Source organism: Collimonas sp., assembly GCF_039923675.1.
GTDB lineage: Bacteria > Pseudomonadota > Gammaproteobacteria > Burkholderiales > Burkholderiaceae_D > Collimonas.
Window position 1 is genome coordinate 1 of sequence record NZ_JBDTCG010000016.1, and the last position, 22,586, is coordinate 22,586.

Consider the following 22,586-nt stretch of genomic DNA (forward strand, 5'->3'; position numbering starts at 1 on the left):
CAATCTCAGCCGACCAGATTTCCGGCGCATTGGCGAGGCGCTTCACAGCAGCGCTATAGCTGCCCTTGTTATACAAGGCAATGCCGTCACTCAAGGCCGCAGGTGGCGCCGGCGGCTCAGGCGCCACCACTGTTGCAACCGCCGCTGCCGCACCTGGCGTCGCCGCCGGCGCTGCGCTTTTCTGCGCCGTATCCATGTTGTCGCAACCGGCCAGCACCAGCAGCGCGGCCATCATGGCGACGCTGCCGATACGGTAAAAAGGTGTATTCAAAGATATGGTCATTCAACGCTCTTGACGAAATTGTTAGTGAGAAGAAAAATCGTAGTCGATACTACGCGATTTTTTCTGATTGACGTCAATTTCAAAGACACGGTCAGGGAAACTGGGGTTAACCAGCTTGATCTGGTGCTTGCCTTCCGCCAGGACCAGTTTCTTCAATGGCGGACTGGCGCCCTTCAGGTTGCCATCGACCACGACATTACCCCAGGGCTTGATCGTCAGCGTCACTACGCCGGTGGTTTCAAGCGCTTTCACCTCGACCGGCTTCACTTCGGCAGGCCCTGCCTCCGCCGTTTTCATCTCCGTACCTTTCGCCTCTGCCGGCTTGGCCGGCACATCGGCCAGGCCCTTTCCTTGCAATTCCGCCAGCCGGGCGCGGGCCGCTTCCGCGTGCTTGCTGCCCGGATATTTCTGCAGGAAAGCGGTAACCTGCTGCGGCGTGACGTTTTTCAGCTCCTTCAAGGTTTCCCAGCTGATGGTTTCTTCGTCGAGGACTTGCTCCCCGGCCGCCGCGCTGCTCGGCGCCGGCTTCGGTACGGCAGTTGCCGGCAGCGCCAGCGTGCGGGACGCAACCAGAGGCGCCTCAGGCATCTGCGGGTGCGCCGGCTTAAGCCACCAATAGGCGCCGGCCACCACCACGCAAACCGCACCGGCAATCCATAAGGACGGCGCGCGCAACGGCCGTTCCATCACGTTGACGGCTGGCTTCACCGCATGGCCATCTGCCATGTACTTGCCGGGGACAACGTCCGAGACGATTTTCGCTTTGCGTTTGCCGGGGCCGGATATGGCGGGCGGCAAGGCGTCATTGTCGGGCATCGGCATCGGCACCGACAGTTCCAGGTCGAGCAGCTTGCGGAATTCCTCGATCGATTGCGGCCGCTCGTCCGGCTTGACCGCCAGCCCCTTGTCGATCGCCGCCAGGAACTCCTTGCTGAAACCGGCGTGCTGGCCGCTTTGCAGAATTTCGATCGGGTCCTTGATCATGCGCGCCACGGAAGTCGGCGGCGCGATCTTGACGATGGCGAAATAGATCACCGCCGACAGCGAATAGATATCGGTCCATGGCCCTTGCTTCATCATGGCGTCATCGGCGTACTGCTCGATCGGCGCATAGCCCGGCTTCAGGATCACCGTCAGCGAATGCGTCATGTCGCCGATAATCTGGCGCGCCGCGCCGAAATCCAGCAGCACCGCTTCACCGCTTTTCTGGATCATGATGTTGTCTGGCGAAATATCGCGATGCAGGATCTGCACCCGGTACATGGCTGCCAGCGCTTCCAGCATCGGCTTCAGCATGCTTTTCAGCCAGGCTTCTGTAATCTGCGCTGGCGAGTTCTGCACCACGCTCTTGAGCGTGCGGCCTTCGTAGTAACGCATCGCCATGTAAGCGGTATTGTTCTGTTCCCAGAAACGGTACACCTTGATCAGCGCCGGATGGTCGAACTGCGCCAGCAGGCGCGCTTCCTTGATGAAGCTCTTGAGGCCGATGGTAAAGGTTTCGCGATGACGCTGCGAGCGCACGATCACTTTCTTGTCCGGTCCGCGCCCGGCGAATGCCCCCGGCATGTATTCCTTGATGGCGACCATGCGCCGCAGCGAGCGGTCAAAGGCAAAGTAGACAATCCCGAAGCCGCCTTCACCGATCACGCCGATGATTTCAAAGTCGGCCAGGCGCGTGCCTTTCGGCAGGCAGTTCTCTGCAGCCGTTGCCGATGGTTCTTGCGGGTCAACCGATTTGGCGTTTTGCATGTTCAGTTGGATGCGACGTTAGTCATATTATTCGGCGTGTTACCACACGTCTCTATTTGCTAGTTACCGCTTGCGGCTTGTGGATCGCTGACGTAAATCGTGAACGCCGTGCAGTTATCCAGCGGTACGCTGGAAGCTCGGCCATTCTGTTCTACAACCGCGTGCATGATGGTGAGCCAGTCCTGGGCAGAACCGGCCTGGGTCGCCGCCCGCACCATTTCCGCTTCGCTGATCCACTCCCAGAAACCATCGGTGCAGATCAGGAAGGCATCGCCGTCTTGTATCTGGACCGCATGCCGGGTGACTTCCGCCGGCGCGCTGCCTTCCACGCCGGCAGCCGCGCTCAGGATGCTGCGGCGCGGATGGCGGCGCAGCTGTTCAGGCGAGCAATGGCCGGCATCGACGAATTGCTGGATCAGGCTGTGATCCTTGGTGTAGCTCAGCAGCCGGCCGTGGCGGAACTGGTAGATCCGGGTGTCGCCCATGTGCGCCCACAGGGCGCAGCGGTTCTTTTGGTCGATCAGCAGCGTCGCCACTGTCGCACTCATGTCTTTCAGACGCGGAATCTGCGCCTGCCGCCGGTACAGTTGCGCGACGGCGTGATCGACATAGGATTGCAGCGCGCGCGGTCCGAAGGAGGCTTCTTCGACAAACATTTCCATGATCGAATGCACCACCACATTCGAAGCAATTTCGCCACCGTATTCGCCGCCGACGCCGTCGGAAACGATGATGCAGGTGAGGTCGTCCTGCTGCGCGCTACCCCAGGAATCCTGGTTGACTTGCCGCCCGCCCGCATGACTCAGCTGCGCCAGGCTCAACACCACCGGTACCGCAGTGTCGCTGAGCAGCGACGATTCAGGCATGCTGAATGACTTTCTTCATTTTCTCGATTTTTCGTTCATAGGCTTGTAAAAACGACTTGCCGAACAAGGTCTGGAAATCGTCCTGCGCCGATTCCACGATGATGCGCTGATAGCGCACGACATAGGCGTCCCATAGCTTGGCTTTGCGCGTTCCCGGCAACAGCGCATCCAGCACGCCGCCTTTTTTCGAGCGCTTCTCCATGACTTCCGGATTGAAGCGTTGCAATACCTCGTTCATGCTGGCGCGCACGCCGGCCACCACGCCGAGCTGATGCACATGCAAATCTTCGTAAGCATCCTGCATGGCTTCGGTGGCGCTCATGAAACCCGGCATTTTCTTGCGCAGCATCTGGATCAGCACGGTCTGGCTGTCCGGGAAAAATTTCAGCGGATTGTTGTTCCTCACCACCACCTTGGTGACATCGGCATGGGCTTCGCGCTTTACCAGCGCCCGCGACGCATTCAAATCGATCGTGCCCTGCACGGCAATCGCCAGCAACTTGCCGACTGTTTCCATAAATTCCGGCGTCAGATTCGGCGCCAGTGTGTCAGGAGGCAGGCCGGCGCCTTTCATGAATGCCTGCACCAGCGCATCGCTGGATGCGGCCGGCTCTGTATGCGGCTGGCTGTCATCGGCTTGATTCGACGCGGAAAGCGCATGGCTGGCCGGCGCCTGGTTAGCCAGGTTTGCCGAGCGCGCTACCGCAGCCGCAGCAGCGGGGGAAGTCGGCAACGCCGCATTGGCGGTGGCCGCCAGCTCCAGGTTCAGCTGCGCCAGCGCCGCCATACGCGTCTCGGATACGCTAAGCAATGGCTTGCCGGCATTGACTCGGCGCACCGGATTGGTCGAGCTCATGTCGAGATTATCTTTCATTAAATTGAGCTGGGCTTCAGCACGCAGCAAGTACAGTCCAATCTGCAATTCATCGCCGATCTGCAAATCGTATTCACATTCGGCATCGATCTCGCGGCCGTTCAGCAAGATCGGATTGGCGCGGCTGAGGTTGGTGATGGTCTGGCGGATGCCATCGCTTTTGATTTCGGCCTGCGTGCGCGACACCAGATTGCGCGGATCCGCCAGCACGAAGTAATTCTCGTCGCTGCGGCCCAGGGTTTTCGGCTCACGGCCGAACACCGCCGACAACGGCAACTCGGGGGCGACGTTGTTGTAAGAAATAACACTAATTTTGATCATCGATATGTTCCAGGCTTGATTTTGCTGACACAGTGCAAACACGCGGAATTTTGCGCAAATGTTGTGTGTCCATCGTTGTTTGCTTGGCAGCAAGTTCCATGCCCAAGAAATGCGGCGGAAAATCGACCTGAGAAGCCCGAAAAACCTGGTAATTGACGGGATTCCCACCTGCAAAACTGCCCTCTCTTGTCAACCTTGGTGACGTTTTGTGTCAGCTGTTAGTCCGTTGTAAAAAAGGTTTCGCGTTTGGCGGCATGCAAACCGTAGCGGAAACGGCAGCGCCGAATCCGACCCGGCGTTACCGTATCCTGTCGCCGGCCGGCAATCCGGCATTGAGCAGTCTCTCCGCCACGCGGCTGACGACCGGTGGCAGTTAAGCCTTCGGCGCGCGCAACATGGTCTTGATGCCACGGATCGCCTGTCGGATACGGGCTTCGTTTTCAATCAAGGCAAAGCGTACATACTCGTCGCCGTACTCACCGAAACCGATGCCAGGCGAGACGCACACCTTGGCTTTTTCCAGCAACTGCTTGGCAAACTCCAGCGATCCCAGATGCCGGTACGGCTCCGGTATGCGCGCCCAGATGTACATCGAAGCCTTGGGAATATCGACCATCCATCCGGCTTCGTGCAAGCCCTTGGCCAGCACATCGCGCCGGCTCTGGTACTTGGCGCAAATATCCTTGACGCATTGCTGGTCGCCTTCCAGCGCCGCGATCGCCGCCACCTGCACCGGCGTGAAACTGCCGTAGTCGTGATAGCTCTTGATGCGCGCCAGCGCCGCCACCAGCTCCTTGTTGCCGACCATGAAACCGATGCGCCAGCCAGCCATGTTGTAGCTCTTCGACAGCGTGAAAAACTCCACTGCGACATCACGCGCGCCAGGTACTTGCATGATCGACGGCGCTTGCCAGCCGTCGAAAACGATGTCGGCATACGCCAGATCGTGCACCACCAGAATGTTGTGCTCTTTCGCCAGCTTGACCACGCGCTCGAAAAATTCCAGCTCGACGCATTGCGCGGTCGGGTTGGAGGGGAAACCCAGCACCATCATTTTCGGCTTCGGATAACTTTCGCGTATCGCCCGTTCCAGCTCGGCGAAGAAATCGACGCCCGGGCTCATCCGCACCGAGCGGATATCGGCGCCGGCAATCACCGCGCCGTAGATGTGGATCGGGTAGCTCGGGTTCGGCACCAGCACCGTATCGCCGCGGTCCAGGGTCGCCAGCATCAGGTGCGCCAGGCCTTCCTTGGAACCGATGGTGACGATTGCCTCGGTATCCGGATTAAACTCGACGTCGTAGCGTTTCTTGTACCAGTGAGCGATCGCGCGCCGCAACCTGGGAATCCCCTTGGAAGCCGAATAGCCGTGGGTGTCAGGACGTTGCGACACCTCGATCAGTTTTTCGACAATGTGCGGCGGCGTGGCGCCGTCCGGATTGCCCATCGACATATCGACGATATCTTCGCCACGGCGGCGCGCCGCCATCTTCAGTTCGGCGGTGATGTTAAAAACGTAGGGGGGCAGACGTTCGATGCGCGCAAATTTGCGCGGAGTTTGGGATTCAGACATGTTTTCTTTCACGTTAGCGCCCGGAACCGTCCGAGCGACGTTGGAACTTTGTGTGCCCTAAGGCATGCTCCGGAAATGATTCTATTGGACATCCGGCGACTACGCAATACCGTAATACTGAATCTGTGAAAAACTAACACGACCCCGGTTGATCCGGGCGGCAAGCCATTTGCCGCGCGACAAAAAGATCAAACGCCTTGAGCAAGGGCCGATATTTTTCCTGGTCATTTTCCAACAACATCAATGCATGGCAAGTCGCCTCCAGCGTAGAAAGCTGGCCCGGCACATGGGCCTTGCGGATCAGATATTGCGAGGCCGGCATGTCTCGCAACGCCAGCCGCGGCAGTTGCTGCAACAGCGGATTGAGGTACAGCATTTTCCGGCTTTTGCGCCAGGTGCCATCCAGGACAACCAGGCGCAATCCTGCGAGCTGACGCAGCAACGCAGCGTCCAGGACCGGTAACGTCGACAGCTTGAGACCCTCATCTTCAGGACTGTCCGGATAAAGCAGGACCGATAATTTTCCGCCCTGCGCGAGCCGCTGCCGCAACAGCGGTTCGGCAAACACCTCACCGACCATCACCTCGCTATGCGGCAGACTCAGATTGAGCAGGCGCACGCTGCCTTTTGCCTGATGCACTTCCAGCGGGTGCTGCAGGATCAGCACTTCCACCGCATGCGGCGTAGGCGTAATGAAGCCGCAGATGCAGGTCCGCTGCGGGCGTTGGCATCTGGGACAAATGAGGCGTTTGATAGAATCGGTCATGGCGTGAAAAAACGGTTCCAGCCGTCATTCTAACCACCGCTTGCCATTCGCGAATCACTTCCCTCAACACATGAGATTTGCGGAAACCATCTCTAGCAAGAAATTCGGCCGTAGATACGCCTGATAGCAAACGGTGAACTCGCTGCGTCTGCGTTGGCGCTAGGGTTTCGGCTTTACAGCTTTAATTCGCGCCGATGCTTTTTTAGGAGCCACATCGACCGGCACAATAACCGACGCCGCCGGCGTCATGTTTTCCTGCAAATCGCACACCTCGTCATGCAGCCAGCAACGCAAGGCTTGCAGCGGCGCCCAGTTGCGCAGGGCGGGCGGGTACACCAGGAAGTAAGAAGCGTAATCGGCATGCGGCGCCAGCCGCTGTTCAGACAGCTGCACCAGGAGGCCGTCACGCAAGGCGTCGGCCACCATGAATTCACGCCCTAGCGCAATGCCCAAGCCTTGTTCGGCCGCTTGCAGCATCAGGCCGGCGTCGTTGAAGGTGGCGACCGGATTGCTGCGCAACGCCAGTCCGGCTTCGCTGAACCACTGGTCCCAGGATTCTGCACTGCCCAGCAGCGGCTCGTCCGCCAACGCAGCAGCGCTGCCGCCTTGCAAGCGACGCGCCGTCCCGGGAGACGCCACCACCACCAGCGGACTGTCGATCAGGCGTTCGTCGCTCAAGCCTGGCCAACCGCCTTTGCCTTGGCGCAGGGCCGCGTGAAAACCGTCGCGCTGCAAATCCATCACGTGTTGCGAAGAATGCAGTTCCAGCGCGATATCGGGATGACGCTCGCGCCAGCGCTGCATGCGCGGCAACAGCCAGCGTTGCAGAAAAGAGGGCATCACGGTCAGCCGCAAGCGCTGCGAGGTGCCAATCGCAGTGGCGGCGGCGGCCTGCACCCCGGCATCGAGCTGGGCCAGCGCCGACTCGACGCTACACAGGAAGGCGTGGCCAGCTTCGTTAAGGACGATGCGGCGGCCGCGCCGCTCGAACAGCGCGAAACCAAGCTGCTGTTCCAGCACGCCGATCTGCTGGCTGACGGCGCTGTGGGTCAGGTGCATTTCGACGGCGGTGGCGCGCAGATTCTGTAGCCGGGCGGCGCTGCGGAAGACTGGCAGGGTATGGAGTGGGAGTCGGCTCATGGTGGTAAGCATAGCTGACCAAGATGGTTAGAACAAGTCGTTTCCCTAAGTACGTTTGGTTGGCTATTCTTACCAGTATCGAAATTGCTTTTGGAAAACCCGTCAATTCACCTGTGAGCCTGCCATGAACTGCGCATCGACATCTTGCCAAACTGCCACTGCATTACCTGGTCCGTCCCTCGTCGCACTGACGCGCTCGCAGCGAGTGTCGGGCCCGCGGTTACACAACCTGCTGCCAACCCTGTCGTCATTCTTGCGGCTGCTTGCCGGCTGGTGCGCCCAGCGGCTGGAAACGCCGGCCGCCCGGCCACTGACCAGCCTGCATGAACTTAGCGATCATGTGCTGCGCGATATCGGTTATCTCGATTCAATGCCGCTACGCGAAGATACACGCCGGACTAACGACTATTGAGCGCGGCAAATCCGCGTGCTCCCTGCATGCCGCCGGTATGTACCGCAAGCACACGTTCTTCCTCGTTGAATACATGCGCTTGCTGCAGCTTTCTGAGTGCGTGGAATAACTTGCCGGTGTAGACCGGTTCTATGGGCACATCCAGTTGTTGCGTGAAATCGCGGCAGAATTGCAGCAATTCGGGCGGCGCCTTGCCGTAGCCGCCGTGATGGGCATCGGTAATCAGCTGGTAATTCCGGTAGTCGGGATAACCGGCTTGCTGCAATAGATCCGCAATCTCCTGCTGCAGATACTCGGCATTTTTCAGCACGGCGACGCCGATCACACGGCTGCGGCCACGCAAACCCGCCAATATTCCGGCAAGCGTGGCGCCGGTTCCGCAGGCGACCATGATGACTTCGGGAATGGATTGCAGCGCAGTTTCGATTTCATCCACCAGCTCCGCCACGCCACGCAACGCCGCCGGCGAACTGCCGCCTTCCGGCAGCCAGACCTGGCTGCCATCCGCGCCATCGACATGCTGCCGCCAGGCTTGCGCATCCTCACGCAACTGGCGATAGTCCTCGCGCGATACGAACCGGATCTGCATGCCCAGACGGCGGCAATCATCCAGCGTGGCGCTGCTCACGCCGGATGCGCCGCGCACCAGTCCGGTGCTCTGCCAGCCGTTCATGGCGGCGACGTTAGCCAGCGCATGCAAATGGTTCGACCAGGGGCCGCCCATGGTCACCAGGCTTGGATGTTGTTCTTGCAGCGCCAGCAGCGGATATTTGAGCTTGCGGAATTTATTCCCCGAGACCTCGCCATGTAGCAGATCGTCGCGCTTCACCCACACCTTGCGGCCGAGGAAAGCTGTGCTTTCAATGAGCTGGCAGGGCGAGGGCAAGGGTGAATTGGGGAATTGCATCCGGCAAGACAAGCCGGTCAGATGCGTTCGACGCTGCGCGCCACATCGGCGATGATTTCGTAGGAATGCAGGCGCGCCTTGTGCTCGAACACATCGGAGACAATCATCAATTCATCGGCGCCGGTCAGCAGCAGGAAGCGTTCGATTCCCTCACGCACGGTCTCGGGCGAACCGATGATCGAGTGCGCCAGCATGTGCGAAGCCTGGGCCTTTTCCAGCGGCGACCAGTAGGTTTCGATATCGTCGATGGGCGGCTTGCTGAGGCCGCGCACGCCGCGGTGCATGTCGGTAAACGACATTTGCTGGGTGGTGGCCAGGCGGCGCGCTTCGGCGTCGGTATCGGCGGCGATGATGTTGACCCCGACCATGGCATGCGACTTGGACTCCTGTTTGGAAGGCTTGAAGCGCGCGCGATACATCTGCAGCGCCATTTCCAGCGAATTCGGCGCGAAATGCGAAGCGAAGGCATACGGCAAGCCAAGCTCGGCCGCCAGTTGCGCGCCGAAAGTGCTCGATCCCAGTATCCACAACGGTACATTGGTGCCGTGGCCGGGCACGGCGACGATGCGCTGGCCGGTCTCGGCCGGCGCCAGGAAAGCCTGCAGTTCCAGCACGTCTTGCGGAAACGATTCGGCGCTGGCCGGATCGCGCCGCAACGCGCGGGTGGTGACCTGGTCGGTGCCGGGCGCACGGCCCAGGCCTAGATCGATGCGTCCCGGGAACAGCGAAGCCAGCGTGCCGAACTGCTCGGCAATCACCAGCGGCGAATGATTGGGCAGCATGACGCCACCGGCGCCGACGCGGATGCTGCTGGTGCCGGCCGCCACATGGCAGATCGCCACGGCGGTGGCGGCGCTGGCGATACCGCGCATATTGTGATGCTCGGCCATCCAGAAGCGGCGATAGTTCCAGCCTTCGGCATGCAGCGCCAGATCGCGTGCATGATCGAGGGCGACGCGGGCATCGCTGCCTTCCCGGATGCGGACCAGGTCCAGAATAGAAATTGGGATCACAGGTACTTCCTTGTTCGACTGTTTGTGCGGCTTTCGAGTATAGCCGCAGCGCTTCAAGCTTGCTGGCGACGAGCCCTTTTGACGGCTGCGGATTCCCTTGGAGTAAACTTGATGGTCTAATAGCGCCATTCCCGCAGAGGCCGCGCCTATAGCAGCTTTAATGGCAACTTTAATGGCAACTTTGCGCAGCACGCCCGACAGGGCCAACCAACCACTAATCGCCATGAAAATCTTATACCTCGACTATAACGGCGTTTTGCACGACTCCCAGGTCATCCGCAATCGCAAGCGCGGCTTGTACATCGCCACGCCGGACCGCGACTTCTTCGAATGGATGCCGATCCTGGAAGAATTGCTGGCGCCGCATCCCGACATCAAGATCGTCTTGTCCACCAGCTGGGTGCGGGCACTCGGCTTCGACGACACGCGGCAAGAGCTCAGCGAGACCTTGCGCGAACGCGTGATCGGCTCGACTTTCCATCATCCCAAGCTGACGCCGGCGGAATTCGACACCATGCCGCGCGGCATGCAGGTCTGGCGCGATGTCGAACGGCGCAAGCCGACCAGCTGGCTGGCGCTGGACGACGATGCGTTCGGCTGGCCGGCCGCCTGCCGCGACCATCTGGTCGAAACCAAGGGCAATCTGGGACTGACCGAACCGGCAGTGCAAGATACCTTGCGCAAGATGCTGGCCGCGCTGTGACACTAATGTGGTTTCGGCCGGACTGAACGCGGCCGCTCCACTGACAGAAAGAGGGAATGCCGATGCCGCGCAATGTGCACTTGTTGATCATCGATCCGCAAAATGATTTTTGCGATTTGCCGGACGACTATCTGCCCGGCGGCGCGGGGGCAGCGAGGCCGTCGTTAGCCGTGTCCGGGGCCCATGCCGACATGCTGCGTGTGGCGGAAATCATCAAGGTCGGCGGCGACGTCATCGGCAATATCAGCGTCACGCTCGATTCCCACCATCGGCTCGATATCGCCCATCCGGGTTTTTGGCTCGGTGCGGCGAACGCCGAAGTGACTCCCTTTACGCAGATCTCTGCCGCAGATGTGCGCGCCGGCAGGTATCTGCCGCGGATCCCGCAGGCGCTGCCAAGGGTGCTGGATTATCTCGACCAGCTGGAAGCCGCGGGCCGTTACCAGCTCATGGTGTGGCCGGTGCATTGCGAGATCGGCTCCTGGGGTCAGAACGTGCATGCCGATGTCAGGCATGCCTATAACCGCTGGGAAGAAAGCACGCTGCGCAGCGTCAACCTGATCAGCAAGGGCGCCAATCCCTGGACCGAACACTATTCCGCAGTGCAGGCGGAAGTACCGGACCCGGACGATGCGGCCACCATGTCCAATCGCGATTTTCTCGACAACCTGGCGCGGGCGGATTGCATCTATATCGCCGGCGAAGCTTCCAGCCATTGCGTCAAGGCCACCACGGAACATATCGCCGCGGATTTCGGCGCCGCAAACATGGCAAAGCTGGTGTTGATTACCGATTGCATGAGCCCGGTGAGCGGCTTTGAACGGCAAGCCGGGGATTTCATCGCCGCCATGCTGGCGATGGGCGCGCGCAGCGCCAGCGCGAGGCAGGTCATGGCGGAACTGAAGCGCGGCAATTAATCGACGCCACATAAAATAATAGCCCCTTGAAGTTATTCAAGGGGCTGGCACTCAGTCGAGCTGAATGACGACTGTTACATTATTTCTTCTTCTTGTTCACTGCATCTTTGAATGCTTTACCAGCTGTGAATTTCACAGTCTTGGCTGCAGCGATCTTGATTGCTTCGCCGGTACGCGGGTTGCGACCGACGCGAGCGGCACGCTTACCGGAAGAGAACGAACCAAATCCAATCAATTGAACAGTACTGCCTTTGGTAACAGCCTTGATCACGTTGTCCACGACAGACTCCAACGCGCGCTGTGCAGCGGCCTTCGAGATTTCGCAGTCGGTAGCAATGGCGTCGATCAATTCGGTTTTGTTCATTTCGTTAAATCCTCAAAAAAAGTGGTGAGTTGCAAATTCTAGCACCGTATTTGCTTGGAATCGGCGATGTAGACTACCGCAATCGCGGGTTTCAGACAAATTGCTTTTAAAATCCCGTTTGCAGCGGGGTGTATCTTTAGCATAAAAAATCGGTTTTGCGACAAAAAAAGGGAGTTCTCATGCTGAAAATTTTGGGAAAAGCGTCATCCATCAATGTCCGCAAAGTGTTATGGGCGTGTGCTGAGCTGGGTCTGCCGTTCGATCGGGAGGACTGGGGCAGCGGCTTTCGCGCCACCGATACGGCTGCATATCTGGCCTTGAATCCGAACGCTATGGTGCCGGTGATCCGGGACGGCGATTTCGTTTTATGGGAATCCAACGCTATCATCCGCTACCTGGCCGCGACCTACGGCGACGGCCGGTTGCTGCCGGCGACGCCGCGCGAGCGGGCCAGGATCGAGCAATGGATGGACTGGCAGGCGACCGAGCTGAACAATTCCTGGCGCTACGCCTTTGTGGCGCTGGTGCGGAAAAATCCCGAGTATAACGATGCCGCCGCGCTGGCGGCATCGGTGGCCGGCTGGACCAGGCACATCGGCATTCTTGAGCGGCAGCTGGAGACTACAAAGGCCTATGTAGCCGGCGACAGCTTCTCGCTGGCCGACATCCCGCTCGGCCTGTCGGTCAACCGCTGGCTGATGACGCCGCTGCAGCACGCGGAATATCCTGCCGTCGCCGCCTATTTCGAAAGGCTCAGCCAGCGCCCTGGATTTCTGCAGCATGGCCGCAACGGCCTGCCGTGACGCTCGTATCGATACTTGTATGTCGATGCTTATATCGAGGTTTATATTGAATTAATGTCGACAGTTTCCAGCACCTGCCTCGGACCGCCATGGCGCGCCAGCTTGATCATCGCCCGGCCGATTTGCTCGGTGCTGGTAACGTACTTGGGGAAGACCCGCTTCAGCAATGGCAGCAGGGGCCAGGCCAGCGAATAGAACAGGCGGTAGGAACGGGTCTTGGAGACCACGCCATGCATCGGCTGAATGACACCCGGGCGGAACATGAACGCCGCCCTGACCGGCAACCGCAGCAAGGCATTCTCGGTACGTCCCTTGACCCTGGCCCACATGCTGCTGCCGTGTTCGCTGGAATCGGTGCCCGCGCCGGATACGTAAGTCAGGGTCATGGCCGGATTGCACGCCGCCAGCGTCTTCGCGATCGCCAGCGTGAGGTTGTAAGTCAGCTTGCTATAACGCGCTTCCGACATGCCGGCCGAGGAAACGCCGAGACAGAAAAAGCAAGCGTCGTATCCTTGCAAGGCGTCGGCATGGCTAGCCAGCACGGCCAGATCGGGCAAGATGATTTCGCTTAACTTCGCGTGCACATTTGCAATCGGCGCCCGGCCGATCACCAGCACTTTTTCGATGCCCGCATCGAGCAGGCACTCGCGCAGTACGCCTTGGCCAACCATACCGCTGGCGCCAAACAGTATGACTTTCATTGTGTATTCCGATCTCGATAGCCGGGTATCCGGAGATTATTACACTGCACAGTGTAGTTTCTATTTTTGAAAAAGTATACTGTATGGTGTAAAATTAAACACTCCCTCATTCAGAAACACCACTCAGAAACAACATCATGGCCACAGTGCAACGCCTCACCGACCGCAAACGCGAGGCCATCATCCAGGCGGCAATCGCCGAATTCCGCAGCAACGGCTTCGAGATCACCAGCATGGACAAGATCGCCGCCCGGGCCGAAGTCTCCAAGCGCACGGTCTACAACCACTTCCCCGGCAAGGAAGAATTGTTCGCCGAAATCCTGACCCAGCTATGGGAATCCAGCGCCGATCAGATGGCGCTCAGCTATCGCGCCGACCGGCCGCTGCGCGAACAGCTGTACGAGCTGATGCAATCCAAGATGCGCATGCTGAGCGATAACAATTTTCTCAATCTGGCGCGGGTAGCGATTGCCGCCGCCATCCACTCGCCGGCGCGCACCCAAGACATGATCACCCGGATAAGCCAGCGGGAAGAAGGCGTCAATATCTGGATCAGCGCAGCCCAGGCTGACGGCAGGCTGAAAGCCGTCGATCCGGCTTTCGCGGCGCATCAGCTACAGAGCTTGTTGAAAACCTTTGCGTTCTGGCCGCAAGTCACGATGGACCAGCAGCCGCTGCCGGAGGCGATGCAGCAGCAGGTGCTGGATTCGGCGGTGGATATGTTTTTGGGGTATTACCAGGTTGCCGCAAAACACTAAGGGCAGGAGAGGATCGCAGCCTGGCTGAGATGCCAGGCCGCAGGGCGGTTTTATCAGAAATGCCGCTTGATCACTTCACCAAATGCATCCGCCGCCGAGTTGCCTTTGAGCATCAGTTCGGTGATTTCCGCAGAATGTTCGCCGATGCCGTCCGGCATGATCTGACGGTTGCTTCTGAAATATTCATAGCGCGCGGCGTCGATCAGATCCTTGGCTTTCGCTGCCACCGAACCACCGCGCGGGCTGCCGCTGCCGGCGCTACGCGTGCTGCTGCTGCGCGTGCCGCTGGTGGAGCGGAAACCGCCGGCGGCGATCGCTGCCTTGATCTGTTCCAGGGAAAATACCGGCGTGCTGTTGACGCCGACAAATTCGTCTTCCTTCGGGTGCAGCAAATGATTGTTGCCGTCGAAGGCCATCTTCTTTTCGGAACTGTTGGTGAGCTGATAATACGGTCGCGGGCCCGGGCTGGTCAGTCCGAACTGTACGCGGTCGCCGTACACTTCCATCTTGCCCATGACATCTTTCAGATAGTCGGTTGTCAGGGAATCCATCTTGCCGGTCCAGCGCTTGGTTCTTGTCGTGTTCAAAATGCGTTACTTCCAATATTGATGGCCGCATCCGCCTGTCGCCTCCGGGGAGATGCTTGCGGTTGCAACCGATTGTGAATCAGGTTCAAGATGCATTATCCCCCGACATGAATTCCCGGGAACCAATCGCAGCAAAATATATTATTGCTTGCAGATCACTTTTTAATGCAAGCCATGCCTGCCAGCGTGCTGTGCACCGCCTCATCCCAGCCGGTGTGGGGCTCAGCGCCCAACAGTTTGAGCAAGCGCCGGTTATCCATCCGCAAAGGCTGACGCCACAAGTAACCGACCTCGCGCAACTCACGCATCACAGGTAAGAAAGGCGCGGCCAACGGCAGCAGCCACCAAGGGAAACTCTTCACTTTCAACGCCGCCTGTCCCGTGACGCGGCCGATGGCAGCCACCATTTGCGTGCCGTCGGCGTCCCAGTGACCGTTCATGTGAAAGCTGTCGAATGCGGCGAGGGCCTCTTCGCGTTCGATCAGTTGCACCATGGTTTCGGCCACGTCCGGCAGATAAGCCCACTGATGGCCGATGCCGCGCTTGCCCGGATAAGTGACCGCGGTCACCGGCTGGCCCGGCTTCAGCATGCCTTGCGAAAACCAGGAATTGGCCATGTGCGGCCCGAAGAAATCGCCGGCGCGCACCACCAGCGTGCGCACGCCGCTCTGCGCCGCAGTGCGCAGCCGTTGTTCAAGCCGGACCCGGATCGCGCCTTTGCGGGTACTCGGATTTTGCGGCGAAGTCTCTTGCAAATCGGGAAAGGCGTCGGCGCCGTAGTTATACACAGTGCCGGGCAACACGATGCGGGCGCCGGAAATCCGTGCCGCTGCAATGCTGTTTTCTATCATCGGCATGACCAGTTCGGCCCAGTTGCGGTAGCCCGGCGGATTGACCGCATGGACGATGATCGCGGCGCCATCGGCGGCGGCGATCACGTCCGCCTCCTGCATGGCGTCGCCCTGGCGCCAGGCGATGCCACTGTTGCGCCCGCTGGCGCGTTCGGCGGCGACCATCTGGTCGGCGCGCCGGTGCAGGGCGCGCACTTGCCAGCCGCGCTGCAGCAGTTTTTGCGCCATGGCGTTGCCGATGCCGCCGGTGGCGCCGAGGACCAGGGCTATTTTTTTTTGATGCTGCGATTGATGCTGCGATTGATGCTGTGATTGATGCTGTATTTGTTGTTCCACGGTGAATCTCCTTGAAAAAGAATGTAGGAGTCCAGAGTAACAGCGCCGACATTAGTTTAAAATTGGCTATCTCAACATAGCTACTATACATATTTGTATGACTATACAAGAGCCCGGATGGGATCTGTACCGCGCTTTCCTGGCCGTGCTGGAGGAAGGCTCTTTATCCGGTGGCGCCCGCAGCCTGGGGCTGACTCAGCCCACCATCGGCCGCCAGATAGAAGCGCTGGAGCAAGCACTGGGCGTGAAATTGTTCACCCGTTCGCAAACCGGACTGACGCCGACCGATACCGCGCTGGCCTTGCGTCCGTTTGCCGAAAACCTGCGGATCACCGCCAATGCGCTGCGGCGCGCATCGACCGCCGCCAGCCATCGCGGCACGGTGCGCATCACGGCCTCCGACGTGGTCGGCGCCGAAATCCTGCCGCCGATCCTGACCGCCTTGCGCGAAGCCCATCCGGACATCATCGTCGAACTGGTGTTGTCGAACCGCAGCCAGGACCTGTTGCAGCGCGACGCCGACATCGCGGTGCGCATGGTGCAACCCAGCCAGGCGGCTCTGATCGCGCGCAAGGTCGGCGTCATTCCGCTCGGCCTGTTTGCCCACCGCCGCTACCTGGAGCAGGCCGGCAGGCCGGCCGGCGTCGCCGATCTCAAACAACATGCGCTGATCGGCTTCGACCAGGAAACCAGTTACATCCGCAACATGCAAAAGCACGGCCTGCCGCTGTCGCGCGACATGTTTTCGCTACGCACCGACAACCAGCTGGCGCAACTGGCGGCGATCCGCGCCGGCTACGGCATCGGCATGTGCCAGACGCCGCTGGCGATGCATAGCCCCGATTTGCAGCCGGTGCTGGCCCGCGTCGTCAAGAGCGAACTGCCAACCTGGATCGTGATGCATGAGGATTTGCGTTCCAGCGCGCGCTGCCGGATTGCCTTTGATGCGCTGGTTGCCGGGGTTTCCAGTTATATTGCTTCAACTAATCCAGCCATCGCACAATTGTCATGACACTTCGCATCAGTCCGCTGCTACAGGACGCGCTACCCGAACTGCAGGACCTGTGGGATTTCCAATCGCGCCCATACAGCGGCAGCCCGCTGTCACATGATTTGGTGGCGCTCGCTCGCGCGCATGGACAGAATGTCGCCATCGCCTGGCGCGGTGAGCGGCCTGTGGGATGCGTGGGCTGGGTTACCCTGGGCATCGCCGAGGACGGCTGCGGCTACGGTTCGCCGCTCGTCGCTGCCGATCTGGAAGCGGCATCCGCATTGATAGACATTGTCAGCGAAAGAGTGCGCGCAGCCGGTGCGCAGCGGCTGCGGATCAGCTTGCGCGCGGGCGAAACAGCCAAGCGCGACGGCTTGCGCCAGGCCGGATTCCAACCCTTGTTTGAATTCGTCAATTTTTCGCGGGGCTTGCCGTTCAGCGCCGCGCCAGCGTTGCCCGACGGGTTGCGGCGGATTCGCCTCGACGATATCGACTGGGGCGAACTGCACCGCTGCTTTGCCGAATCGTTTTCAGGCGTGCCGAACTCGCCGATTCCCGATATGGAAAACATGCGTGAAGAATGGGTTGCGGCGGATCAGGATGCCAGCGTGGTGCTGGCGGACGACAGCGGCCGATACCAGGCTTTCATACTGATTGACGGCCGCACCGTCGAAGCCGTCGGCGTGCGCGACCAATGGCGCAGCAAAGGACTGGCCGAAACACTGTATCAGTTGGCGGCGCATGCGCTGGCGTCAAAACAAGTCATCGAAATGCGCGCGCTGGTCGCCGCTACCAACGCCGCATCCATGCGCCTGCATCTAAAGCTCGGCTTTACAGAGTATGCACCCCGGTGGATCGTGCATGAGCTCCGCTTGGAATGAGCGGAAGGGAGAGGTTGTTGTCAGGGAGGACAGGGAAAGACAAGCAGGGTCATGCGGGAAACCGAGAGACTGGCGTCAGGCTACAGCGGCAGAAATTCAGAATGACCGCGCCGCACAACGCCCGAGACATGTGCGGCGCATAGCGTCAGGAAAGCACAGCGGTGGCGGCTTCCGCCGTTTGCGGTTTGCCGCTTTCCGGCGTGATGGCCGAACGCAGCATCGCCGATGCCGCATCGAGCCGGCATGGCTTGCCAAACAGGCGGGCGGAAATCAAGCCGCTTTGCAGCGCGCCCAATATGGTCATGGCATAGACCGGAGGCGTGGCCGGCAGCTTCACGCCTTTTTCAGCCACGGCGCGTTCCAGGCGCTGGGTGATCCAGGCTTCATGCATGCTGTAAAAAGTCTGCAAGGCGGTCAATACGTTTTGCGGCAGGCTGGTGGCTTCGGCGGCCAGCATGCCGCACAGGCAGACGCGGCCGGTGCCGAGATTCTTGCGCCACAGCGCCAGGTATTTTTCGACCTGCTCCTTAAGCGGGCCATTGATATCCATCTCGCGCATCAGGTCGCCGATATTGGTCGCGTAGGCTTGCACCGCAGCCAGCGCCAGGTCTTCCTTGGTCGGAAAATAGTAATGGATGCTGGAGGTCTTGACGCCGACCAGCTCGGCCAGGTCGCGATAGCTGAAACCGTTGTAGCCGCGCGTGCCCAGCAGGACCAGCGTGTGCTCCAGCAGTTGTTCACGCACGGGAGAGACGGTTTTCATGATTTTGTTACCTATAAAGAGATAGGGACACCGGCATACGGTGAACTAATTTCAGACGGCGCCGGAGGCTGTCATCCCCAAACCCCGCCATGCTACGTCTTTTATCCCCAAGCCGGCAAGAAACAATTGGCTCAGGCGTGGAAGTTAAAAAATAAGTCAAAATCACAAAGACGCTACGCTCATATATTATCTACTGAAAGGTAGACAATCAAGAACATTCTGCATTTTGTCGCGTATCAGATAATTATTTTAAATTATAAGCAAATAATGTTTGACTACCTATCAGTAGATAACTATTATTGATCTCACAGTAGTTGCAGACACGTTGATTCAAGCCGCATACGACCCAGATTTTCTCCTTGGCAATATCAGGACTGGATCACGCAACGTGCCCGGGCTAAGGGATGGAAGTGGGAGTGCAGAAGGCGTCGTGCAGTCAAGACGCTTTTTATTTCCACCATCTGTCTATCTATCGATAGATTTAATCCATTCAAGCCCAGCACCGACGGTGGAGCAGAAATCGCCTCCGTCAGTACATGCGATGGTTGACCGCTGTATTTGACACTTTGTTATCAACTCGAAAATTAAGAAAGAACTATCATGAAAACCAATCTGATCGCCGCTCTGGCACTGACAGCAATTGTTTCCGCTCCTGTATTTGCAGCCGATAACGTCACTCCGCTCACACGCGCCCAAGTCCAGTCCGAACTGGCGAGGGCACGTGCTGCTGGTGAACTCGATTTCGCCGGTTCGAACTATCCGACTTTCCTGCCGGCCCGCGCACAAAGCAACGTGCCAAGCAAGACCCGTGCTGAAGTACAAGCAGACCTGGCAAAAGCCCGCGCTGCCGGAGAACTCGATTTCGCCGGTTCGCAATATCCGGTTTTCGTCGCCACCACCGGATCCACCAAGACTCGTGCTGAAGTCAAGGCAGAACTGGCGCAAGCACGTGCATCCGGCCAGCTGGTTTTCTCCAACGGCCAATATCCGCTTGAAGCATATTCCGGCAACTAATCGTTCGCATCCCGTTCCCGCCAGCACGGGGGATTGGCTGCAAATGACAAAACCCGCGCCTCGTGACGAGTGCGCGGGTTTTTATTTTCTGCTTCAGGTAAACAACAGGAATCTCAGTTGAGCTTCCTGAAGAAATCGGATAACTGAGAAAGGTCCGAGAAGGCGACATTGAAGCGAAACCAGGCGTACTCCGGTGGCGATACGTGGAAAAATTCTCCGGGTGCCAGCCAGATACCTTGCGCCAGCGCCTGATCGGCGATTTCCTTGGCGCTCAACGCGCCATGCGGCATCCTCGCCCAGTAAAACATGCCGCCCCGCAGCGGCCCGAAGGACTGCAAGCCAACATCTTCCAGCCGGGCGCTGACTTGCGCTTGCGCGGTCAGCAGCGTGCCGGCCAGGCGCTCGACGTGGCGCCGGTGATGGCCCTCGGTCAAGGCGTTGTAGACCAGGCGTTCGGTGATTTCAGAGTTGGTCAGCGTCAGGACCATTTTCGTGCGCGCAAACTCCTTCGCAAGATCGCTCTGGCAGACGATGAAACCGAGCCGCAGCGACGGCGCAATGGTTTTGGAGAAGCCGCTGACATAGATCACGCGCCGCAAGCCATCCAACGCCGCCAGCATCGGATCGGTGGCTTGCGCCAGTTCGCGGTAAAGATCGTCTTCCACCACCCAGAAGCCATGGCGTTCGGCGGCTTGCAGCACGCGCATCGCGCAGGCCGGGGTGTAGGTGGTGCCGGTGGGGTTTTGCAGGACCGGATTGGTGAAGAAAATCTTCGGCTTGTGCTGCCGCGCCAGCTGTTCCAGCGCTTCCAGGTCGACGCCGCTCACCGTGCGCGGTACGCCGACTACATTGATGGCGGCCAACCGCAGCATGGCAATCAGGTTGCAGTAGCCAGGCTCTTCGATAAATACCGTATCGCCCGGTTTGACCAGGGTGCGCATGATCAGGTCCAGCGCTTGCGTTACGCCGTGGGTAGTGACGACCTGGTCCGGTGCGATATCGAGCGACCAGTTGGCGAAAGACTTGGCGATGGTTTGCCGCAACGGTCCGTAGCCGAACGGGTGGCCATAGCCGACTTGCTGCGCCCCGGGCGAACGGATGATGCGCCGCTCCGCCGCATGCAAACCCTCGCCGTCCAGCATGCTGCTCGGTAGCCAGCCGCAGCCGGCCTTGATCGGCACCCGTTCATCGGCAAACACTTCAGAAAACAGCCAGGCCGAATCGATCACCGGATTGGGCCGGATCGCCGGCATGCCGCTGGTCTCGGCGACGTCGCGCTTGGCGATGAAAAAACCGGAACCGCGCCGGGCGTGCAGCATGCCGCCGGCCACCAGCCGTTCATAGGCTTCGACGATGGTCGAGTTGCTGACGCCTTGCTCCAGCGCGAACTGGCGGATCGATGGCAGCCGTTCACCGGGCCGTAATCTGCCGCTATCGATCAGCCGGCTCAATGCGGCGACCACCTGCGCCACCAGGCCAAGCTCGGATTGACGTTCCAGCGGCAAGGGTAACGGCAGGGTCTTTGGCGTAGCTGTCATGACGTCCTCAAGTGTGTTCAGTACAGATTGTTATTCATAACAATACACTTTTAGCATTTTGTATGAAGTGTATCTATTAATACGGATTGTAACTGCAATAATCGGCAACATCATCAACCACCGCGACCAAGCCTACCGTGAACCCACGTCAATCGGACCAAGACCTGTCGGCATTCTGGATGCCATTCACCGCCAACCGCCAGTTCAAGGAGGCGCCGCGCATGTTCGTCTCAGCCAAGGGCATGTATTACCAGACCGACGATGGCCGCCAGATACTGGACGGCACCGCCGGCTTGTGGTGCGTGAACGCGGGCCATTGCCGCGACGAGATTACCGCCGCCGTGACGCGCCAGATCGGCAGCATGGATTACGCGCCCTCGTTCCAGATGGGCCATCCGCTGGCGTTCGAGGCGGCGCGCAAAGTAGCGGCGTTGATGCCGGAAGGCCTGGACCGGATTTTCTTCGCCAATTCCGGTTCGGAAGCGGTCGACAGCGCACTCAAGATTGCGCTGGCTTATCACCGCGCGCGCGGTGAAGGCCAGCGCACCCGCTTCATCGGCCGCGAGCGCGGCTATCACGGCGTCGGCTTCGGCGGCATCTCGGTGGGTGGCATCCTCAATAACCGCAAGGCCTTCTCCGGCAACCTGATGCCGAACGTCGATCATTTACCGCACACCCTGAACATTGCCGAGGCCGCCTTCAGCAACGGCCAGCCGACCTGGGGCGCGCATCTGGCGGATGAACTGGAACGGCTGGTGACCTTGCACGACGCCTCCACCATCGCCGCCGTCATCGTCGAACCGCTGGCCGGTTCCACCGGCGTACTGGTGCCGCCGGTCGGCTACCTGGAACGCTTGCGCGCGCTATGCAGCAAGCACGGCATCCTGCTGATTTTCGATGAGGTGATCACCGGCTTCGGCCGCTTGGGCGCGGCCACTGCCGCCGAATATTTCAAGGTAACGCCGGACCTGATCACGCTCGCCAAGGGCATCAACAATGCCGCGATTCCGATGGGCGCGGTAGCGGTCAAGCGCGAGATCCACGATACGGTGGTGCAAGCCACGGCCGTGGGCGGCATCGAACTGATGCACGGCTACACTTACTCTGCCCATCCGTTAGCTGCCGCCGCGGCCATCGCCGCCATCGACCTGTACCAGAGCGAGCGCCTGTTCGAACGGGCCCGCGAACTGACGCCGCTGTTTGGCAAAGCAGCGCACAGCGTGGCCGGCGCGCCGCACGTCAAGGACATCCGCAATCTCGGCCTAGTCGCCGGCATCGAACTGGAACCGCGGCCGCAGGCGCCAGGCGCGCGCGCTTACGAGGTGTTCCGCAAGTGCTATGAAAAGGGTGTAATGGTGCGCTATACCGGCGACATCCTGGCCTTCTCGCCGCCGCTGATCGTGCAACCTGCGGAAATCGAGCGCATGTTCAGCACGGTGCGCGAGGTGCTGAACGAAATCAGCTAAACGAGCAAA

At 59.7% G+C, this 22,586-nt stretch carries 23 protein-coding genes and 2 pseudogenes; 10 read left to right on the forward strand and 15 right to left on the reverse strand.

Translation table 11 applies throughout. From position 1 onward, the window contains the following. The 4 genes and pseudogenes from ABI171_RS03425 to tagH form a co-directional block, all read right to left on the reverse strand. Positions 1 to 283, reverse strand: a pseudogene (locus ABI171_RS03425) (hypothetical protein); the annotation flags it as partial. A 21-nt stretch (positions 284 to 304) separates the two neighbouring features. Beyond that, positions 305 to 2,032: a serine/threonine-protein kinase gene (locus ABI171_RS03430; RefSeq protein WP_348091209.1), complete on the reverse strand. Its 1,728-nt coding sequence runs from the start codon at positions 2,030 to 2,032 to the stop codon at positions 305 to 307. Between the two features lie 59 nt (positions 2,033 to 2,091). Further along, positions 2,092 to 2,898: a protein phosphatase 2C domain-containing protein gene (locus ABI171_RS03435; protein ID WP_348091210.1), complete on the reverse strand. Its 807-nt coding sequence runs from the start codon at positions 2,896 to 2,898 to the stop codon at positions 2,092 to 2,094. Next, the gene (gene tagH, locus ABI171_RS03440; protein WP_348091211.1) at positions 2,891 to 4,093 is read right to left on the reverse strand and encodes a type VI secretion system-associated FHA domain protein TagH; all 1,203 of its coding nucleotides are present in this window, start codon (positions 4,091 to 4,093) and stop codon (positions 2,891 to 2,893) included. Before tagH ends, ABI171_RS03435 begins: the two co-directional genes overlap by 8 nt. Before the next feature lie 242 nt (positions 4,094 to 4,335). Here tagH and ABI171_RS03445 point away from each other — a divergent pair. Then, a pseudogene (locus ABI171_RS03445) lies at positions 4,336 to 4,470 on the forward strand (addiction module antidote protein); the annotation flags it as partial. Here ABI171_RS03445 and alaC read toward each other — a convergent pair. From alaC to ABI171_RS03460, 3 genes are all read right to left on the reverse strand, one after another. After that, positions 4,467 to 5,666, reverse strand: a complete 1,200-nt coding sequence (alaC, locus tag ABI171_RS03450) for an alanine transaminase (protein WP_348091212.1) — start codon at positions 5,664 to 5,666, stop codon at positions 4,467 to 4,469. The pseudogene ABI171_RS03445 and the gene alaC overlap by 4 nt on opposite strands. A gap of 133 nt (positions 5,667 to 5,799) precedes the next feature. Then, positions 5,800 to 6,432 (reverse strand): tRNA-uridine aminocarboxypropyltransferase, encoded by a 633-nt coding sequence (locus ABI171_RS03455; protein WP_348091213.1) that lies wholly within the window; start codon positions 6,430 to 6,432, stop codon positions 5,800 to 5,802. 159 nt (positions 6,433 to 6,591) lie between these two features. Beyond that, positions 6,592 to 7,584, reverse strand: a complete 993-nt coding sequence (locus ABI171_RS03460) for a LysR substrate-binding domain-containing protein (protein ID WP_348091214.1) — start codon at positions 7,582 to 7,584, stop codon at positions 6,592 to 6,594. Between the two features lie 112 nt (positions 7,585 to 7,696). On the opposite strand from ABI171_RS03460, the gene ABI171_RS03465 reads away from it, so the two are divergent. Next, entirely contained in the window at positions 7,697 to 7,984 is a 288-nt protein-coding gene (locus ABI171_RS03465) for a hypothetical protein (RefSeq protein ID WP_348091215.1), read from the forward strand. On the opposite strand, the gene ABI171_RS03470 is transcribed toward ABI171_RS03465, so the two are convergent. Beyond that, complete coding sequence (locus tag ABI171_RS03470; protein ID WP_348091216.1) at positions 7,971 to 8,891, reverse strand: pyridoxal-phosphate dependent enzyme; 921 nt, start codon at positions 8,889 to 8,891, stop codon at positions 7,971 to 7,973. The genes ABI171_RS03465 and ABI171_RS03470 overlap by 14 nt on opposite strands. Positions 8,892 to 8,908: 17 nt before the next feature. Next, the gene (locus ABI171_RS03475; RefSeq protein WP_348091217.1) at positions 8,909 to 9,904 is read right to left on the reverse strand and encodes an LLM class flavin-dependent oxidoreductase; all 996 of its coding nucleotides are present in this window, start codon (positions 9,902 to 9,904) and stop codon (positions 8,909 to 8,911) included. Positions 9,905 to 10,127: 223 nt separating this feature from the next. On the opposite strand from ABI171_RS03475, the gene ABI171_RS03480 reads away from it, so the two are divergent. Both ABI171_RS03480 and ABI171_RS03485 read left to right on the forward strand, forming a co-directional pair. Next, entirely contained in the window at positions 10,128 to 10,607 is a 480-nt protein-coding gene (locus tag ABI171_RS03480) for an HAD domain-containing protein (RefSeq protein ID WP_348091218.1), read from the forward strand. Between the two features lie 62 nt (positions 10,608 to 10,669). Then, positions 10,670 to 11,524, forward strand: coding sequence for a cysteine hydrolase (locus ABI171_RS03485; RefSeq protein WP_348091219.1), 855 nt, complete (start codon positions 10,670 to 10,672; stop codon positions 11,522 to 11,524). A 79-nt stretch (positions 11,525 to 11,603) separates the two neighbouring features. Here ABI171_RS03485 and ABI171_RS03490 read toward each other — a convergent pair whose 3' ends face one another. Beyond that, on the reverse strand, positions 11,604 to 11,888 hold the full coding sequence (locus ABI171_RS03490; protein ID WP_061935477.1) for an HU family DNA-binding protein: 285 nt from the start codon (positions 11,886 to 11,888) through the stop codon (positions 11,604 to 11,606). Positions 11,889 to 12,067: 179 nt separating this feature from the next. Here ABI171_RS03490 and ABI171_RS03495 point away from each other — a divergent pair, with 179 nt between their 5' ends. Beyond that, complete coding sequence (locus ABI171_RS03495; protein WP_348091220.1) at positions 12,068 to 12,691, forward strand: glutathione S-transferase family protein; 624 nt, start codon at positions 12,068 to 12,070, stop codon at positions 12,689 to 12,691. Between the two features lie 41 nt (positions 12,692 to 12,732). Here the strand turns inward: ABI171_RS03495 and ABI171_RS03500 are convergent, their stop codons facing one another. Further along, the gene (locus ABI171_RS03500) at positions 12,733 to 13,392 is read right to left on the reverse strand and encodes an epimerase (protein WP_348091221.1); all 660 of its coding nucleotides are present in this window, start codon (positions 13,390 to 13,392) and stop codon (positions 12,733 to 12,735) included. A 137-nt stretch (positions 13,393 to 13,529) separates the two neighbouring features. Between ABI171_RS03500 and ABI171_RS03505 the strand changes: the two genes are divergently transcribed. Beyond that, entirely contained in the window at positions 13,530 to 14,150 is a 621-nt protein-coding gene (locus tag ABI171_RS03505) for a TetR/AcrR family transcriptional regulator (protein WP_348091222.1), read from the forward strand. 53 nt (positions 14,151 to 14,203) lie between these two features. Here ABI171_RS03505 and ABI171_RS03510 read toward each other — a convergent pair whose 3' ends face one another. Beyond that, a complete protein-coding gene (locus tag ABI171_RS03510; RefSeq protein WP_348091223.1) occupies positions 14,204 to 14,737 on the reverse strand; it encodes a hypothetical protein in 534 nt (177 codons plus the stop codon). Positions 14,738 to 14,892: 155 nt separating this feature from the next. Further along, positions 14,893 to 15,912, reverse strand: coding sequence for an SDR family NAD(P)-dependent oxidoreductase (locus ABI171_RS03515; protein ID WP_348091271.1), 1,020 nt, complete (start codon positions 15,910 to 15,912; stop codon positions 14,893 to 14,895). Positions 15,913 to 16,021: 109 nt separating this feature from the next. Between ABI171_RS03515 and ABI171_RS03520 the strand changes: the two genes are divergently transcribed. Beyond that, a complete protein-coding gene (locus ABI171_RS03520) occupies positions 16,022 to 16,936 on the forward strand; it encodes a LysR family transcriptional regulator (protein WP_348091224.1) in 915 nt (304 codons plus the stop codon). Next, positions 16,933 to 17,796 carry a GNAT family N-acetyltransferase gene (locus ABI171_RS03525; RefSeq protein WP_348091225.1) on the forward strand — a complete coding sequence of 288 codons (864 nt, stop codon included), beginning with the start codon at positions 16,933 to 16,935 and terminating at the stop codon, positions 17,794 to 17,796. The genes ABI171_RS03520 and ABI171_RS03525 overlap by 4 nt, the downstream gene beginning before the upstream one ends. Before the next feature lie 145 nt (positions 17,797 to 17,941). Here the strand turns inward: ABI171_RS03525 and ABI171_RS03530 are convergent, their stop codons facing one another. Continuing rightward, on the reverse strand, positions 17,942 to 18,559 hold the full coding sequence (locus ABI171_RS03530) for a TetR/AcrR family transcriptional regulator (RefSeq protein ID WP_348091226.1): 618 nt from the start codon (positions 18,557 to 18,559) through the stop codon (positions 17,942 to 17,944). 600 nt (positions 18,560 to 19,159) lie between these two features. Between ABI171_RS03530 and ABI171_RS03535 the strand changes: the two genes are divergently transcribed. Further along, positions 19,160 to 19,573 (forward strand): DUF4148 domain-containing protein, encoded by a 414-nt coding sequence (locus ABI171_RS03535; RefSeq protein WP_348091227.1) that lies wholly within the window; start codon positions 19,160 to 19,162, stop codon positions 19,571 to 19,573. A 113-nt stretch (positions 19,574 to 19,686) separates the two neighbouring features. On the opposite strand, the gene ABI171_RS03540 is transcribed toward ABI171_RS03535, so the two are convergent. Beyond that, on the reverse strand, positions 19,687 to 21,111 hold the full coding sequence (locus ABI171_RS03540) for a PLP-dependent aminotransferase family protein (protein WP_348091228.1): 1,425 nt from the start codon (positions 21,109 to 21,111) through the stop codon (positions 19,687 to 19,689). Positions 21,112 to 21,290: 179 nt separating this feature from the next. On the opposite strand from ABI171_RS03540, the gene ABI171_RS03545 reads away from it, so the two are divergent. After that, positions 21,291 to 22,577 (forward strand): aspartate aminotransferase family protein, encoded by a 1,287-nt coding sequence (locus ABI171_RS03545; protein WP_348091272.1) that lies wholly within the window; start codon positions 21,291 to 21,293, stop codon positions 22,575 to 22,577. Positions 22,578 to 22,586 lie beyond the last annotated feature (9 nt).

What these genes read in the sequence shown, in the direction of transcription:
- ABI171_RS03430 (WP_348091209.1), bottom strand. Translation starts at nt 2,032, where the DNA reads ATGCAAAACGCCAAATCGGTTGACCCGCAAGAACCATCGGCAACGGCT.
- ABI171_RS03435 (WP_348091210.1), bottom strand. Translation starts at nt 2,898, where the DNA reads ATGCCTGAATCGTCGCTGCTCAGCGACACTGCGGTACCGGTGGTGTTG.
- tagH (WP_348091211.1), bottom strand. Translation starts at nt 4,093, where the DNA reads ATGATCAAAATTAGTGTTATTTCTTACAACAACGTCGCCCCCGAGTTG.
- alaC (WP_348091212.1), bottom strand. Translation starts at nt 5,666, where the DNA reads ATGTCTGAATCCCAAACTCCGCGCAAATTTGCGCGCATCGAACGTCTG.
- ABI171_RS03455 (WP_348091213.1), bottom strand. Translation starts at nt 6,432, where the DNA reads ATGACCGATTCTATCAAACGCCTCATTTGTCCCAGATGCCAACGCCCG.
- ABI171_RS03460 (WP_348091214.1), bottom strand. Translation starts at nt 7,584, where the DNA reads ATGCTTACCACCATGAGCCGACTCCCACTCCATACCCTGCCAGTCTTC.
- ABI171_RS03465 (WP_348091215.1), top strand. Translation starts at nt 7,697, where the DNA reads ATGAACTGCGCATCGACATCTTGCCAAACTGCCACTGCATTACCTGGT.
- ABI171_RS03470 (WP_348091216.1), bottom strand. Translation starts at nt 8,891, where the DNA reads ATGCAATTCCCCAATTCACCCTTGCCCTCGCCCTGCCAGCTCATTGAA.
- ABI171_RS03480 (WP_348091218.1), top strand. Translation starts at nt 10,128, where the DNA reads ATGAAAATCTTATACCTCGACTATAACGGCGTTTTGCACGACTCCCAG.
- ABI171_RS03485 (WP_348091219.1), top strand. Translation starts at nt 10,670, where the DNA reads ATGCCGCGCAATGTGCACTTGTTGATCATCGATCCGCAAAATGATTTT.
- ABI171_RS03490 (WP_061935477.1), bottom strand. Translation starts at nt 11,888, where the DNA reads ATGAACAAAACCGAATTGATCGACGCCATTGCTACCGACTGCGAAATC.
- ABI171_RS03495 (WP_348091220.1), top strand. Translation starts at nt 12,068, where the DNA reads ATGCTGAAAATTTTGGGAAAAGCGTCATCCATCAATGTCCGCAAAGTG.
- ABI171_RS03500 (WP_348091221.1), bottom strand. Translation starts at nt 13,392, where the DNA reads ATGAAAGTCATACTGTTTGGCGCCAGCGGTATGGTTGGCCAAGGCGTA.
- ABI171_RS03505 (WP_348091222.1), top strand. Translation starts at nt 13,530, where the DNA reads ATGGCCACAGTGCAACGCCTCACCGACCGCAAACGCGAGGCCATCATC.
- ABI171_RS03520 (WP_348091224.1), top strand. Translation starts at nt 16,022, where the DNA reads ATGACTATACAAGAGCCCGGATGGGATCTGTACCGCGCTTTCCTGGCC.
- ABI171_RS03525 (WP_348091225.1), top strand. Translation starts at nt 16,933, where the DNA reads ATGACACTTCGCATCAGTCCGCTGCTACAGGACGCGCTACCCGAACTG.
- ABI171_RS03530 (WP_348091226.1), bottom strand. Translation starts at nt 18,559, where the DNA reads ATGAAAACCGTCTCTCCCGTGCGTGAACAACTGCTGGAGCACACGCTG.
- ABI171_RS03535 (WP_348091227.1), top strand. Translation starts at nt 19,160, where the DNA reads ATGAAAACCAATCTGATCGCCGCTCTGGCACTGACAGCAATTGTTTCC.
- ABI171_RS03540 (WP_348091228.1), bottom strand. Translation starts at nt 21,111, where the DNA reads ATGACAGCTACGCCAAAGACCCTGCCGTTACCCTTGCCGCTGGAACGT.
- ABI171_RS03545 (WP_348091272.1), top strand. Translation starts at nt 21,291, where the DNA reads ATGCCATTCACCGCCAACCGCCAGTTCAAGGAGGCGCCGCGCATGTTC.